Source organism: Pseudomonas eucalypticola (assembly GCF_013374995.1).
Classification (GTDB): Bacteria; Pseudomonadota; Gammaproteobacteria; order Pseudomonadales; family Pseudomonadaceae; genus Aquipseudomonas; species Aquipseudomonas eucalypticola.
On the sequence record NZ_CP056030.1, the window covers coordinates 469,878 to 484,660 of the forward strand.

The following is a 14,783-nucleotide window of genomic DNA, read 5'->3' on the forward strand; positions in this document are numbered from 1 at the left end:
GGCGAACCGAGGCTCACGCACGTCGCGGCAGGCACTCCGGCCCGGCACGCGACAACCGGCGGCCTGTCAGGGGCCGCCAAACGGCGCCGGCTGCGGATGCATCACCGCGCGTTGGCGCTCTTCCTGGAGAAACTTCATGATGATGGGGGCGACGGCCTCGGCACGGGTAATGAGAAACAGGTGGCCGTCGTCGATGATGTGCAACTGTGCATTGGGAATGCGCCAAGCCAGCAGGCGCATGTTGATCAGCGGAATCAGCGGGTCGTCGTCGCCAGCCAGCACCAGGGTCGGCTGGTGGATCTTGTGCAGCCAGTGGATGCTGGTCCAGCCCAGCCCCGCGAACAGCTGCCAGTAGTAACCCAGCTTGCCCGACGAACGCACCTTGCTGGCGTGGTTCATGGCCAGGTCCGGGTCGCGGCGAAAGGCGCCGCCGTAGATCTCCGGGGCGATGCGCACCACGTGGGAGGGCTGGATGTAGCGCCTGGGGCTGGCCATCATCCATAGCACCTTGGGTTTGCCCGGTACCATCACCGCGCCGGCGGCCGTGGCGGCCAGCACCAGTTTCTTGCAGCGTTCCGGATAGTCGTAGGCGAACTGTTGCGCCAGGGCGCCCCCCCAGGACACACCGATGGCATTGACCTGGCCATAGTCGAGGTAGTCGAGCATGCGCGCGGTCAGCCTGGCCAGGCCAGGAAAGCGGTAGGGGTAGCTGGGCGTCGAAGAGCCACCGACGCCGGGCACGTCGAATGCGATCACTTCCAGGTCCGGGTCCAATGCCTCGACGAACGGGAACACCAGTTCCAGGTTGGCCCCGATACCGTTGAAGATCAGCAGTGGCGTCAGGTGCGGCTTGCCGGGCCTGACGGCCGTGCGGATGGCTTGGCCATCCAGGTCGACGGTCCGGAAGATGTACGGTTGCTGCATGCATCAGCCCTATAGGTTGTGCCGCCGCATCGGTTACTGCGGCGGTGCTCGGACGGGCCTTGGCGCCTCAGCGCTCGTGCACGTAAGTCCCGGGTGAAGCCTCTCCGGCTGGGTATGCCTTGTTGCCCAGCTTGAGTGGCGCTTTTTTCAGTTCCCCTGAGCGCTCGGCCAGCCAGGCGGCCCAGTACAACCACCAGGAATCGGTGTGCTTGGTTGAATCTTCCTGCCATTGGGCAGGGGTGGAGGTCAGTTGGCTATTGGTCATGAACCGCGCCTTGGGGTTGCCCGGCGGGTTGAGAATGCTCTGGATATGACCACTGCTGGACAACACGAACTCCACTTTGCCACCGAACAGCTGTGCTGACTTGTAGCACGAAGTCCATGGCGTGATGTGGTCGTTGGTGCCCGCCAGGCAGAAGATATCGCTGTCGACCTGCTTGAGGTCGATGGCAGTACCGCATACTTCGAGGGCGCCGGCCCGGGTCAGTGGGTTGTTCTTGAACATTTCGATCAGGTCGCCGTGGAAGGCGGCCGGCAGGCGCGTGGTGTCGTTGTTCCAGAACAGGATGTCGAACACGGGAGGTTCGTTGCCCATCAGGTAATTGTTGACCCAGTAGTTCCAGATCAGGTCATTGGGGCGCATCCAGGCGAAGATCTTCGCCATGTCCTTGCCCTCCAGCACGCCGGACTGGTAGGAGTGGCGCTTGGCGGCTTCCAGGGTCTGTTCGTCGACGAACAAGGCCACTTGGGTGTCCAGGGTGGTATCCAGCACGCTCACCAGCAGGGTCAGGGCGTTGACCTTGCGCTCCCCCATCGCTGCGTAGTGGCCCAGCAGGGCGGTGCAGGTAATGCCGCCGGAGCAGGCGCCGAGCATGTTCACATCCGGGCTGCCGGTGACAGCGGTGACCACGTCCACGGCTTCCTTCAGGGCATCGATATAGGTCGACAGGCCCCATTCGCGTTGCGCCTTGGTGGGGTTGCGCCAGCTGACGATGAAGGTCTGCACGTTACTGCGCAGGCAGAAGCGCGCCAGGCTCTTCTCGGGGCTGAGGTCGAACACGTAGAACTTGTTGATTTGCGGCGGCACTACCAGCAGCGGCCGTTCGTGGGTCTGTTCGGTGGTGGGGCGGTACTGGATAAGCTCCAGCACGTCGTTGCGGTAGATCACCGAGCCCTCGGTGATGCCCAGGTTCTTGCCCACCTCGAAGGCATCCATGTTGACCTGGCTGGGCATGCCGCCGTTATTGACCAGGTCCTTGGCCAGGTGCGCCAGGCCGTCGAGCAGGCTCTTGCCGCCGGTTTCGAAGAAGCGCTTGACCGCCGCCGGGTTGGCCATGCTGTTGGTAGGGGCCATGGCCTCGGTCATCAGGTTGATGACGAAGTGGGCGCGGGCGATGTCCTGGTCGGACAGGTTGCTGTCGCCCGCCCAGTCGTGCAGCTCCTTGCGCCACGCCAGGTAGGTTTGCAGGTAGCGGCGGTACAGGGGGTTCTGGCTCCAGGCTGGGTCACTGAAGCGGCGGTCATCGCTTTCCGGGGTCAGGCTGGATTTGCCGAACAGCACATTCTTGAGTTCCAGGCCGAAGTGGGCCACGTGCTTGGCACTGTGCAGCGGCTGCCTGAGTGCCTGACGCAGAATCATGCGCGCTGAGCTGAGCAGATCCTTGCCGCGCAAGCCGATGACAGGGTTCAGCCCCAGGGTGTTTTCCGAGGCCTGGTACTTCAGTTCATCGTGGTTCTTGTTACTCATCTACGACGCTCCGTTGTCCTGAGACGAGTACTGGTGGGACTGTGCCGACAGCGCAGCCGCGAGCCAGTACTACTGCCCGGGTGACCAGTGATAGCGAACAGTTGAATCCAAGCGATGCAGGTAGCCTGCCAGTTCCATTGGTTACCCGGTTTTGCATGAAATCGCAAGCGGCCAGAATCCGAACGCTGCCAGGGCATTCAAGCAAATAGAATTAGAAAATGCTCTCTAGAAAATCCGAGCCGCGGGCTAGAGCATCAGTTTCACTACCGACAACGCGGGGTCACGGGTTTTTCCGGCTTTTTGCAGTTCGTCGAGATAATCGGCCCACAGCTGTTCCTGGCGGACTGACAGCTGGTAGAGATAGTCCCAGGTGAACAGGCCGCTGTCGTGGCCGTCATCGAAGGTCAATTTCAGTGCATATTGGCCGGCGGGCTCTATTTTGGACAGGCCCACGCCCAATTTGCCGAATTGCAGTATCGGCTTGCCGTGGCCTTGAACCTCGGCGGAGGGGGAGTGCACGCGCAGGAATTCGGCGGGCAGGTGGTACACCTCGGCCGGCCCGTAGGTGAGCGTCAGGGTTTTCGAGGCTTTGTGCAGGTTGATGGCGGTGGGGAGTCTGGTCATGGGGATAGGCCTGTTGGTTGCCCCCCAATCTTCAAAACGCCACAACCCCCTGTGGTACCGGCGAAGCTCGGTACCACAGGGGGTGGCGCGAAGGCGGGGCTGATGCCTTACAGGATATACCGGGACAGGTCTTCGTTCTGCGCCAATTCACCCAGGTGGCTGTTGACGTAGTCGGCGTCGATCAGGATCGGCGCTTCGCTGTGGGCCGCGGCCAGGTCGCCGGCGCTGAACGACACTTCCTCAAGCAGGCGCTCGAGCAAGGTGTGCAGGCGGCGGGCACCGATGTTCTCGGTTTTCTCGTTGACCTGCCAGGCGATCTCGGCCAGGCGCTTGATGCCTTCGGGCGCGAACTCGATGTTCAGGCCTTCGGTTTTCAGCAGTTCGCGGTACTGCTCGGTCAGCGAAGCGTGCGGCTCCTGCAGGATGCGTTCGAAGTCTTCCGGGCTCAGGGCCTTGAGCTCCACGCGAATCGGCAGGCGGCCTTGCAGCTCAGGCACCAGGTCGCTCGGCTTGCTCAGGTGGAACGCGCCGGAAGCGATGAACAGGATATGGTCGGTCTTGACCATGCCCAGCTTGGTGTTCACCGTGCAGCCTTCGATCAGCGGCAGCAGGTCGCGCTGCACACCTTCACGGGACACATCGGCGCCGCCGACGTTGCCGCGCTTGGCTACTTTGTCGATTTCGTCGATGAACACGATGCCGTGTTGCTCAACGGCTTCCAGGGCCTTGGCCTTGAGTTCTTCCTCGTTGACCAGGCGCCCGGCTTCTTCCTCGCGCACCAGCTTGAGTGCTTCCTTGACCTTGAGCTTGCGGCTTTTCTTCTTGCCTTTGCCCATGTTGGCGAACAGGTTCTGCAACTGGCTGGTCATTTCTTCCATGCCCGGCGGCGCGGAAATGTCGACGCCCACGGCTTCCGCCACTTCGATCTCGATTTCCTTGTCGTCCAGCTGACCTTCGCGCAAGCGCTTGCGGAACAGTTGGCGGGTGTTGGAGTCGGTGCTGTGGCCCTGGTCTTCGTTGAAGCCCGTGCGCGCAGGTGGCAGCAGGGCGTCGAGGATGCGTTCTTCAGCGGCGTCTTCGGCGCGGTGCTGCACGCGGGTGATTTCCTGCTCACGCAGCAGCTTGAGGGCAGCGTCGGCCAGGTCGCGGATGATCGACTCGACGTCACGGCCCACATAGCCCACTTCGGTGAACTTGGTGGCTTCGACCTTGATGAACGGCGCGTTGGCCAGCTTGGCCAGGCGGCGGGCGATTTCGGTCTTGCCGACGCCGGTAGGGCCGATCATCAGGATGTTCTTGGGGGTGACTTCGACACGCAGCTCGGCAGGCAACTGCATGCGGCGCCAGCGGTTGCGCAGGGCAATGGCGACGGCGCGCTTGGCATCGTCCTGGCCGATGATATGGCGGTTGAGTTCGTGGACGATCTCGCGGGGGGTCATGGACATGGTATGTGGCGGTCCTCTAGCGGTGATTCCAAGCGTGGAAAAGCCCGGCGTCGGGCCGGGCGCCAAAACAGCTTGTCACTCCGCGAGGTCCTGCTCCTCGATGGTCAGGTTGTGGTTGGTGAACACGCAGATGTCGCCGGCGATGCCCAGGGCGGTCTCGGCGATTTCGCGGGCAGACAGCTCGGTTTTCATCAGCAGGGCGCGGGCCGCGGCTTGCGCGTACGCGCCGCCGGAACCCATGGCGATCAGGCCGTCCTCGGGTTCGACCACGTCACCGTTGCCGGTGATGATCAAGGAGGCGTCCTTGTTGGCAACGGCCAGCATGGCCTCCAGGCGGCTCAGGGAGCGGTCGGTGCGCCATTCCTTGGCAAGTTCCACGGCGGCACGCACCAGGTGGCCCTGATGTTTCTCCAGTTGGCCTTCAAAGCGCTCGAACAGCGTGAAGGCGTCGGCGGTGGCACCGGCGAAGCCGGCGATGACCTGGCCGTGGTACAGGCGGCGCACTTTCTTGGCGTTGCCTTTCATCACGGTATTACCGAGGGAAACCTGGCCGTCGCCGCCCATGACGACTTTGCCGTGGCGGCGAACTGAAACGATGGTGGTCAAGGGGAGAGTCTCCACGCAGCGGGGCGAAAATGCCCTGATGGAAACTCATATGGGGGTGGGGATAAGTATTTCAACCTTCCCGGATGGGCGGTGTTGGGGCCGGGTGGGTGCTTCCCGAGCTGCGTCCGGTCTTGCAGGAGAGGTCTGCAGGGCCGGGCGCAGCTCGGGAAGGGGGCGGCGCCGTGTTACTGACGGGTCTGGCGTTGTTGTAACAGCAAGTTGCTAAAGCCACTGCCCGACAGTTGCTTCTGGGCCACGGTCAGCTGTTCGCGGTTGCTGAACGGCCCCACCAGCACGCGGTACCAGGTTTCGTCCTTGACGGTGCCGGACTCCACCGCCACGGCCTGCCCGAGCAGGATGATCTGCGCGCGCACACGGTCGGCGTCAGCCTGCTTGCGGAACGAGCCAGCCTGCAGGAAGAACTGCGTGGTCGCCGCGGGCTTGATGACGGCCGGCGCCGGGGGTGGCGTCTGCCCCGACAGGGCGGCCTGGGCCCGGGCGGTATCGATCTTCGCGGCTTCCGCCGGGGTGACCGGTGGTTGCGCAGGCACCGGCGGGGTTTTTTCCGGCACGGCTTCAGGCGGCACGATCACTTCCGACTCGGGCAGCAGGGTGTAGAAGTCGTACTTGGGCTTGACCGGCGCCTGCGGGCTCGGTGGCGTCTTGTTGGCCTCGGCGATCTTGTCGGCCTTGGCCTGCTCGGGCTTGACCCGCTTGACGTCGTCGTGGCCGGGCTCCAGCTTCATCAGAAACACGATGAACGCGCCGACCGTGAGGCCGACTGCCATCCATACCCATCCTGGGATCGGCTGCTTTGCTGGAGCGGAGTTTCGGCTGGCGCCACGCTTGGGAGCAGGTTTTTTCTTGGCAACCAACTTACATGCGCTCCAGGGTTTCCAGGCCCAGCAACTCCAGGCCTTGCTTGAGGGTGCGACCGGTCAGGGCGGCCAGGCGCAAGCGGCTTTGCTGCTGCTCAGGCGTCTCGGCGCTCAGGATCGGGCAGTTTTCGTAGAAGCTGGAGAACAGCCCGGCCACATCGTACAGGTAGGTGCACAGTACGTGGGGGGTACCCTTCTCGGCAACGTTGTTCAGTACTTCGCCGAACTGCGCCAGCTTGGCGGCCAGTTCGTGTTCCTGCGCGGCTTCCAGAACGATCTGGCCGTCGACGTCGGCAAAACCCTTGCCCAGTTTGCGGAACACACCGGCCACGCGGGTGTAGGCGTACAGCAGGTAGGGGGCGGTGTTGCCTTCGAAGTTCAGCATCAGGTCGAAATTGAAGCTGTAGTCGCTGGTGCGGTGCTTGGACAGGTCGGCGTATTTCACCGAGTCGATGCCTACCACCTTGGCGATGTTGCGCAGTTCGTCCTCGGCCAGTTCAGGATTCTTTTCCTTCACCAGCACGTAGGCGCGTTCCTGGGCTTCGGTCAGCAGGTCGATCAGCTTCACGGTGCCGCCGTCGCGGGTCTTGAACGGGCGGCCATCGGCGCCGTTCATGGTGCCGAAGCCCATGTGTTCCATGTCCATCGGGTGGCCCACGAAGCCGGCCTTCCGAGCCACGGCGAACACCTGTTGGAAGTGCAGGGCCTGGCGCTGGTCGACGAAATACAGGGCGCGGTCGGCCTGCAACGTGTTGCTGCGGTAGCGCACGGCGGCAAGGTCGGTGGTGGCGTACAGGTAGCCGCCGTCAGCCTTGACGATGATCACCGGCAGCGGCTCGCCTTCGGCGTTCTTGAACTCGTCGAGGAACACACACTGGGCGCCGTTGCTTTCCACCAGCAGGCCAGCGGCCTTGAGGTCGTTGACCACGTTGATCAGGTCGTCGTTGTAGGCGCTTTCGCCCATCACGTCGGCCATGGTCAGCTTGACGTTCAGCAGCTCGTAGATCTTCTGGCAGTGGGACAGCGAGATGTCCTTGAAGCGCGTCCACAGTGCCAGGCACTCGGCATCGCCGGCCTGCAGCTTGACCACCAGGCCGCGGGCACGGTCGGCGAACTCCGGCGACTCGTCGAAGCGCTGCTTGGCCGCGCGGTAGAAGTTTTCCAGGTCCGACAGCTCGTCGCTGGTAATGGGGTTTTCCTGCAGGTAGGCCATCAGCATGCCGAACTGGGTGCCCCAGTCTCCCACGTGGTTCTGGCGGATCACCTCGTCGCCGAGGAATTCCAGCACCCGCGCCACGCCATCACCGATGATGGTGGAGCGCAGGTGGCCAACGTGCATCTCCTTGGCCAGGTTGGGGGCGGACAGGTCGACCACCACGCGCTGGGCGGCGCCGGCCTTGCGTACGCCAACCTTGGCGTCGGCCAGGGCCGCGTCGAGGCGGCCGGCCAGGGCCTGGGTGTTCTGGAAGAAGTTGAGGAAGCCGGGGCCGGCGATCTCGACCTTGCTGACCTGCGCGTCGGCAGGCAGGGCGGCGATCAGTTTCTCGGCCAGGTCACGCGGCTTCATGCCGGCGGGCTTGGCCAGCATCATGGCGATGTTGCTGGCGAAGTCGCCGTTTTTCTTGTCGCGGGCGTTTTCCACCTGGATCGCTGGCGTCAACCCTTCAGGCAACACACCTTCCGTGACGAGTTGGGTGAGGGCTTGTTGAATCAGCTGGCGAATGGTGTCTTTCATGGTCTTCTCGTTCGTCCGCGGGGGCGGGCGGCGCCTGGAAGCGCGGGTGGAAAAACTGGATATTATCCGGTGCTGGTGGGGCATTGCCAAGGGGCACGCCGCAAGCTGCGTGTTTTCAAGCTGCACGTTAACACCGCTTCGTGCTTTTGCTTCTGGCTCAATAAAGATCCACGGGGTCCACATCCAGTGACCAGCGCACCTGGCGCCCGCTGGGCATCTGCTCCAGGTTAAGCAGCCAGCTGGCGATCAGCTTGTGCAGTGGCGCCCTGGCGCTGGCTTGCAACAGCAACTGTGCGCGGTAGCGGCCGGCACGGCGTTCCATGGGCGCTGGCACCGGCCCGAGCAGTTCGATGCCCGAAAGCTGCAATTGTTCCAGCAGTTGTTCGGCCACGCCGCAGGCTTCGTCGAGGAAGCCTTCGGCCTGGCCTGGCTTGTGGGCTTCGGCGCGCAGCAGGGCCAGGTGGGCGAACGGCGGCAGGCCGGCGGCGCGGCGCTCGCTCAGGGCCTGTTCAGCGAAGGCGAAGTAGCCTTGTTCGGTCAGTTGCACCAGTAGCGGGTGGTCGGCCAGGTGGGTCTGGATAATCACCTTGCCCGGCTCTTCTGCCCGGCCTGCGCGGCCGGCTACCTGCACGATCAACTGGGCCATGCGCTCGCTGGCGCGGAAGTCACCGGAAAACAGGCCGCCGTCCGCGTCCAGGATCGACACCAGGGTGACCCGCGGAAAATGATGGCCTTTGGCGAGCATCTGGGTGCCCACCAGAATGCACGGTTGCCCTTTTTGAATGGTGGCGAATAACTGGTTCATGGCGTCTTTGCGCGAGGTGCTGTCCCGGTCCACCCGCAGCACGGGGTAATCGGGAAACAGGATACTCAGGCGCTCTTCTGCCCGTTCGGTACCGGCCCCCACGGGGCGCAGGTCCACGGTGTTGCACTTGGGGCACTGGCGTGGCACGCGCTCCACGTGCCCGCAGTGGTGGCAGCGCAACTCGCCGGAGCGCTGGTGCACGGTGGTGCGTGCGTCGCAGCGTGGGCATTCGGACAGCCAGCCGCAATCGTGACACAGCAGGGTAGGGGCGAAACCGCGCCGGTTGAGAAACACCAGCACCTGTTGGCCGTTGGCCAGGGTCTGGCCGATGGCTTGCTGCATGGGCCCGCTGATGCCGCTGTCCAGGGGCCGGCTCTTGACGTCCAGGCGCAGGAATTTCGGCGGTTTGGCACCCCCGGCGCGGTGTTCCATTTTCAGCAGGCCGTAGCGGCCGGTGTAGGCGTTGTGCAGGCTTTCCAGTGACGGCGTCGCCGAACCCAGCAGAATGGGGATGTTCTCCTGCCGCGCGCGCACCAGCGCCAGGTCTCGGGCGTGATAGCGCAAGCCTTCCTGCTGTTTATAGGAGCCGTCGTGCTCTTCGTCGATGATGATCAGCCCGGGGTGTTTCATCGGCGTGAATAATGCCGAGCGGGTACCGATGATGATATCTGCCTCGCCGTCTCGGGCTGCCAGCCAGGCATCCAGGCGCTCACGGTCATTGACGGCGGAATGCAGCAGGGCAATGCGCGCGTTGAAGCGCTGTTCGAAACGGGCGAGGGTCTGCGGGCCCAGATTGATCTCCGGGATCAGCACCAACGCCTGCTTGCCGGCCTCCAGGGTTTCGCGGATCAGTTGCAGGTAGACCTCGGTCTTGCCACTGCCGGTAACCCCGGCGAGCAGGAAGGCGTGGAAACTGTCGAAGCCAGCGCGCACGGCCTCGAAGGCGGCGCGCTGCTCGCTGTTGAGCGGCAACTCGGGCTGGGCCAGCCAGTGTTCGTGGCGTGGTACCGGCGCGTGCTTGCGCACTTCTACCTGGACCAGCTCTTTTTCCAGCAGCAGGTCGAGGCTGGTCTTGTTCAGGCCCAGCTTGCTCAGCAAGGGGTGGGCCACGCCGTGGGGGTGCTGGGCCAGTGCGGCCAGCGCTTCACGTTGACGCGGCGCATTCTTGATACGCGGGTCATCCTGACGGGCGCCCGGCGCGGCCAGCCAGAAGCGTTCCTGTCGGGCCTCGGCCAGTTCCCCCTGGCGCAACAGGACTGGCAGAGCCCAGCTCAGCGTGTCGCCCAGGCTGTGCTGATAGTATTGCGCCGTCCACAGGCACAGCTTGAACAGCGGCGCCGGCAACGGGCTGACCGGGTCGAGCAAGGCGCTGGCGGGCTTGAGCTTGTCGGCGGGCACTTCGCTCTGGTCGGCGACCTCCACCAGGATGCCGATCATTTCCCGGCGGCCGAACGGTACTCGCAGGCGCATGCCTGGGGTGAACGCGCTGGCCGGCATGCCGGCGGGCGCCCGGTAGTCGAACAGGCGTCGCAGCGGCGAGGGCAGGGCGAGGCGCAGGATGACGTCGGGCACGCAGAAGGCTCTCTGGTTGAAAGGGGTGAAGGGGGACTGCTCTGTAGGGCCGGGCGGGTGTTATAGTCGCGAAGCCTACCAGACGACAGCCGGTGCGAGCGATAACTTGCACGTTTGACAAGGTCTGGTAAGATACGCGGCCTAATTACGTGCGGTATTCAACAATGGTGTTGGATGGCGGCACGCAGCCTGAGGAAGTGACCATGAAACCAGAAATTCATCCAGCGTACGAAGCCGTTGACGCCACCTGCAGCTGCGGCAACGTCATCAAGACCCGTTCCACTCTGTGCAAGCCACTGAGCCTGGACGTTTGCTCCGAGTGCCACCCGTTCTACACCGGCAAGCAGAAAACTCTGGACACCGGCGGCCGTGTTGACCGCTTCCAGAAGCGTTTCGGCGGCTTCGGCGCTCGCAAGGTTTGATCTAACGATCGAGCTGGTAAAGAAAGGCGTCCTTAGGGACGTCTTTTTTTGCCCGAAAATAAAATTGTTCACAATATTTTTAGTTATTGTGAACACTTGCAGGCCGCGCAGGCTCTGCGTCTAAGCGCAAAGTCGTACGTCAGGGCGCTTGACACTGGTGACCGGCCAGTCTTGTCGGGGGTTTGCAGGGCGAGTATCCTCGGCGCTTCGAAAAGTCCATAGCACAAGCGGAACGCCAAAATGTCTGATTTGAAAACTGCCGCTCTCGAGTACCACGCCCAGCCACGTCCTGGGAAACTGAGTGTCGAGCTCACCAAACCTACCGCCACTGCCCGTGACCTTTCGCTGGCCTACAGCCCTGGCGTCGCCGAACCGGTTCGTGAAATCGGTCGTGACCCGGAACTGGCCTACAAGTACACCGGCAAGGGCAACCTGGTTGCAGTCATTTCCGATGGTACTGCCATCCTCGGCCTGGGTAACCTGGGCCCACTGGCTTCCAAGCCAGTCATGGAAGGCAAGGGCGTTCTGTTCAAGCGTTTCGCCGGCATCGACGTATTCGACATCGAAGTCGACTCCGAGAGCCCGCAGGCTTTCATCGACACCGTCAAGCGCATCTCCATCACCTTCGGCGGCATCAACCTGGAAGACATCAAGGCACCTGAGTGCTTCGAGATCGAGCGCGCGCTGATCGAGCAGTGCGACATTCCGGTCTTCCACGATGACCAGCACGGCACCGCCATCGTGACCGCCGCGGGCATGATCAACGCCCTGGAAATCGCCGGCAAGACCCTGGAAGAGGCGAAGATCGTCTGCCTGGGCGCTGGTGCCGCCGCTATCTCCTGCATGAAACTGCTGGTAAGCATGGGCGCCAAGATCGAAAACATCTTCATGGTCGACCGTACCGGCGTGGTCCACGCTGGCCGTGACGACCTGAACCAGTACAAGGCCGTGTTCGCCCACGCCACCGACAAGCGTACCCTGGACGACGCCATCGAAGGCGCCGACGTGTTCGTTGGCCTGTCGGGCCCGAACCTGCTGAGCGCCGAGCAACTCAAGCGCATGGCTGCCAACCCGATCGTGTTCGCGTGCTCCAACCCAGACCCGGAAATCTCCCCGGAACTGGCCCACGCTACCCGTAACGACGTGATCATGGCCACTGGCCGTTCGGACTACCCGAACCAGGTCAACAACGTACTGGGCTTCCCATTCATCTTCCGTGGTGCCCTGGACGTACGCGCCAAGCGCATCAACGAGGAAATGAAAATCGCCGCCGCCAACGCCCTGCGCGAACTGGCCAAGCTGCCGGTGCCTCAGGAAGTGTGCGATGCCTACGGTGGTATCTCGCTGGAATTCGGCCGTGAGTACATCATTCCGAAGCCAATGGACGCCCGCCTGATCACCGTCATCTCCGATGCCGTGGCCAAGGCTGCCATCGAGACTGGCGTGGCTACCCTGCCGTACCCGTCGAACTACCCGCTGCAAAGCGTGGATGATGTGTTCAAAGGCTAAATAGCAGCCCGTAACGAAAAAGCCCGACTCGTTGAGTCGGGCTTTTTTGTGGCTGCTGCCTTCAGAAAAGGTCGATCGGCGCCGACTCGTCCGCTGGCAGCGGGCTGCCTGGGGCGCTGCCGTTGCCCAGTTCGTTGACGGAAGGCGGCGTGTCTTCGCTCTTGAACAGCTCGAAGTACGCGTTGGGCGTGCTCGGGGTGGCTGCGCGGCCGCTGACCGGGTCCACCCGCAGGCTGACGATGCCTTCAGGCTCGGCCTGGGTGTGGGCTGGCTTGTCCTTCAGGGCGGCGCCCATGTAGTCCATCCAGATCGGCAGCGCCACGGTGCCACCGAACTCGCGACGGCCCAGGGTTTCGGGCTGGTCGAAGCCAGTCCACACAGTGGTCATGTAGTCGGCGTTGTAGCCGGAAAACCAGGCGTCCTTGGAGTCGTTGGTGGTGCCGGTCTTGCCGGCCAGGTCGCTGCGGCCCAGGGCCAGGGCGCGGCGGCCGGTGCCTTTCTTGATCACGTCCTGCAGCATGCTGTTGAGGATGAACGTGGTGCGGCCGTCGACCACGCGGGTGGCTACCGCCGGCGCTTGGGGGAGGGCCGGGCTGGTGCTGTCGGTGATCAGCGAATGCTCGGGGGCGGCGACGCCCGCAGTGGCGCCTGGTTCGGCAGGCACGCTCGGCGGGTTGGCGACGAACAGTGTGTCGCCGTTGCGGCTCTCGATCTTCTGGATCAGGTATGGCGATACCTTGTAGCCGCCGTTGGCGAAAGTACTCCAGCCGGTGGCGATTTCCATCGGGGTCAGGGTCGCGGTGCCCAGGGCCAGGGACAGGTTGGGCGGCAGGTCCTGCTTGTTGAAGCCGAAACGGGTGATGTAGTCGATGGTCGGGTTCACGCCCAACGCTTGCAGCACGCGGATCGAAACCAGGTTGCGCGACTTGTACAGGGCTTCACGCAGGCGGATAGGGCCCAGGAAGGTGTTGGTGTCGTTCTTCGGCCGCCACACGTTGTCCAGGTTGCCGTCGGCGAACACGATAGGTGCGTCGTTGACCAGGCTGGCAGGGGTGTAGCCATTGTCCAGGGCCGCGCAGTAGATGAACGGCTTGAAGCTGGAACCCGGCTGGCGCTTGGCCTGTACCGCGCGGTTGTAGTTGCTCTGCTCGAACGAGAAGCCACCCACCAGCGCGCGGATGGCGCCGTTTTGCGGGTCAAGCGACACCAGCGCGCTCTGCACGGTGGGCACCTGGCTGAATTTCAGTGTGCCGTCGGCTTGGGGCTGCACGCGGATCAGGTCGCCGACCTGGGCCACGTCCGAAGGTTGCGACGGGGCGCGGCCCTGGCTGTTGGTGTTCAGGAAGGGGCGGGCCCACTTCATGCTGTCCCAGGCCACATGCTGCTGTTCGCCGTTGCGGTTGAGTACGCTCAGGCCAGCCTTGTCCACCTGGGTGACGATCACCGGCTCCAGGCCATTCAGGGGGCGTTGCTTGCTCAGTTCCTGCAGCCAGCCATCACGGGTTCTGCCGGGCAGGCGCGATTCGGGGCCACGGTAGCCATGGCGCTGGTCGTATTCGATGAGGCCAGCGGACACGGCCTTGTTGGCGTCTTCCTGGAGGTTGCTCGGCACCGTGGTGGTGACCCGGAAGCCTTCGGTGTAGGCGTCGCTGCCGTAGCGCCCGACCATTTCCGCGCGGGCCATTTCGGCGATCCACGGTGCATTCACCTCGGGGGTGGGCACGTGGTAGCTGGCGTTGATCGGCTCGGCGAGGGCGGTCTGGTACTCGTCTTCGGTGATCTTGCCCAGCTTGTACATACGGCCCAGGATCCAGTCGCGGCGCTCTTTGGCACGCACCGGGTTGGCCAGCGGGTTGAAGCGTGACGGAGCCTTGGGCAGGCCGGCGATCATGGCCATCTGCGCCAGGCTGATGTCACGGATGGATTTGCCGTAATACACCTGCGAGGCAGCATCGATACCGTAGGCGCGGTTGCCCAGGTAGATCTTGTTCACGTACAGCTCCAGGATCTCGTCCTTGGTCAGCTGGCGTTCGATCTGCAGGGCCAGAAGAATTTCCGTAGCCTTTCGCGAGAAGCTACGCTCACTGCTCAGGAAGTAGTTCTTGGCCACCTGCATGGTGATGGTGCTACCGCCCGTCTGAATATGGCCGCTTGAGAACAGCTGGCCGGCGGCGCGCATCAGACTGCTGGGGTCCACGCCGTAGTGGTTGGCGAAATTGTCGTCTTCGGCGGAGAGCAGTGCCTGGATGAAGTGCGGCGGAATTTCGGCGAACTTGATCGGCGAACGGCGCATTTCACCGAATTCGGCGATGAGTTTGTCGTCGCTGCTGTAGACCCGCAGGGGGATCTGCAACTGCACGCTCTTGAGCGCGTCAACCGACGGCAGGCTGGGGCTCAGGTACAGGTAAGCACCGCTCAGACCAAGGAGCAGGCCACAGAAAACGGCGACGAAGGACCACCAGAAAAACTTCAGCAGGCGTATCAAGGCTTTTGGATTTCCAGATAAAAGAATGGGT

Annotated in this window: 11 protein-coding genes; 2 read left to right on the plus strand and 9 right to left on the minus strand. The window is 63.3% G+C overall.

All coding sequences use genetic code 11. The features are described from left to right. Positions 1-66 precede the first annotated feature (66 nt). From phaZ to HWQ56_RS02300, 8 genes are all read right to left on the minus strand, one after another. On the minus strand, positions 67-924 hold the full coding sequence (gene phaZ, locus HWQ56_RS02265; protein ID WP_158156396.1) for a poly(3-hydroxyalkanoate) depolymerase: 858 nt from the start codon (positions 922-924) through the stop codon (positions 67-69). Positions 925-991: 67 nt separating this feature from the next. Continuing rightward, a complete protein-coding gene (gene phaC / locus HWQ56_RS02270) occupies positions 992-2,671 on the minus strand; it encodes a class II poly(R)-hydroxyalkanoic acid synthase (protein WP_176569686.1) in 1,680 nt (559 codons plus the stop codon). A 246-nt stretch (positions 2,672-2,917) separates the two neighbouring features. Then, positions 2,918-3,295, minus strand: coding sequence for a gamma-butyrobetaine hydroxylase family protein (locus tag HWQ56_RS02275; protein WP_158156399.1), 378 nt, complete (start codon positions 3,293-3,295; stop codon positions 2,918-2,920). 107 nt (positions 3,296-3,402) lie between these two features. Beyond that, positions 3,403-4,740: an ATP-dependent protease ATPase subunit HslU gene (gene hslU / locus HWQ56_RS02280; protein WP_158156401.1), complete on the minus strand. Its 1,338-nt coding sequence runs from the start codon at positions 4,738-4,740 to the stop codon at positions 3,403-3,405. A gap of 75 nt (positions 4,741-4,815) precedes the next feature. Next, positions 4,816-5,346, minus strand: coding sequence for an ATP-dependent protease subunit HslV (gene hslV, locus HWQ56_RS02285; RefSeq protein WP_027979824.1), 531 nt, complete (start codon positions 5,344-5,346; stop codon positions 4,816-4,818). Positions 5,347-5,531: 185 nt separating this feature from the next. Further along, positions 5,532-6,221 carry an SPOR domain-containing protein gene (locus tag HWQ56_RS02290; RefSeq protein ID WP_158154479.1) on the minus strand — a complete coding sequence of 230 codons (690 nt, stop codon included), beginning with the start codon at positions 6,219-6,221 and terminating at the stop codon, positions 5,532-5,534. Position 6,222: 1 nt separating this feature from the next. Then, positions 6,223-7,959, minus strand: coding sequence for an arginine--tRNA ligase (gene argS / locus HWQ56_RS02295; protein ID WP_158154478.1), 1,737 nt, complete (start codon positions 7,957-7,959; stop codon positions 6,223-6,225). Positions 7,960-8,116: 157 nt separating this feature from the next. Further along, on the minus strand, positions 8,117-10,336 hold the full coding sequence (locus HWQ56_RS02300; RefSeq protein WP_158154477.1) for a primosomal protein N': 2,220 nt from the start codon (positions 10,334-10,336) through the stop codon (positions 8,117-8,119). 203 nt (positions 10,337-10,539) lie between these two features. On the opposite strand from HWQ56_RS02300, the gene rpmE reads away from it, so the two are divergent. Both rpmE and HWQ56_RS02310 read left to right on the plus strand, forming a co-directional pair. Continuing rightward, entirely contained in the window at positions 10,540-10,758 is a 219-nt protein-coding gene (gene rpmE, locus HWQ56_RS02305; protein WP_158154476.1) for a 50S ribosomal protein L31, read from the plus strand. A gap of 240 nt (positions 10,759-10,998) precedes the next feature. Further along, on the plus strand, positions 10,999-12,267 hold the full coding sequence (locus HWQ56_RS02310; RefSeq protein WP_158154475.1) for a malic enzyme-like NAD(P)-binding protein: 1,269 nt from the start codon (positions 10,999-11,001) through the stop codon (positions 12,265-12,267). Positions 12,268-12,328: 61 nt separating this feature from the next. Here HWQ56_RS02310 and HWQ56_RS02315 read toward each other — a convergent pair whose 3' ends face one another. After that, complete coding sequence (locus tag HWQ56_RS02315; RefSeq protein WP_425331949.1) at positions 12,329-14,749, minus strand: penicillin-binding protein 1A; 2,421 nt, start codon at positions 14,747-14,749, stop codon at positions 12,329-12,331. Positions 14,750-14,783: the final 34 nt, after the last annotated feature.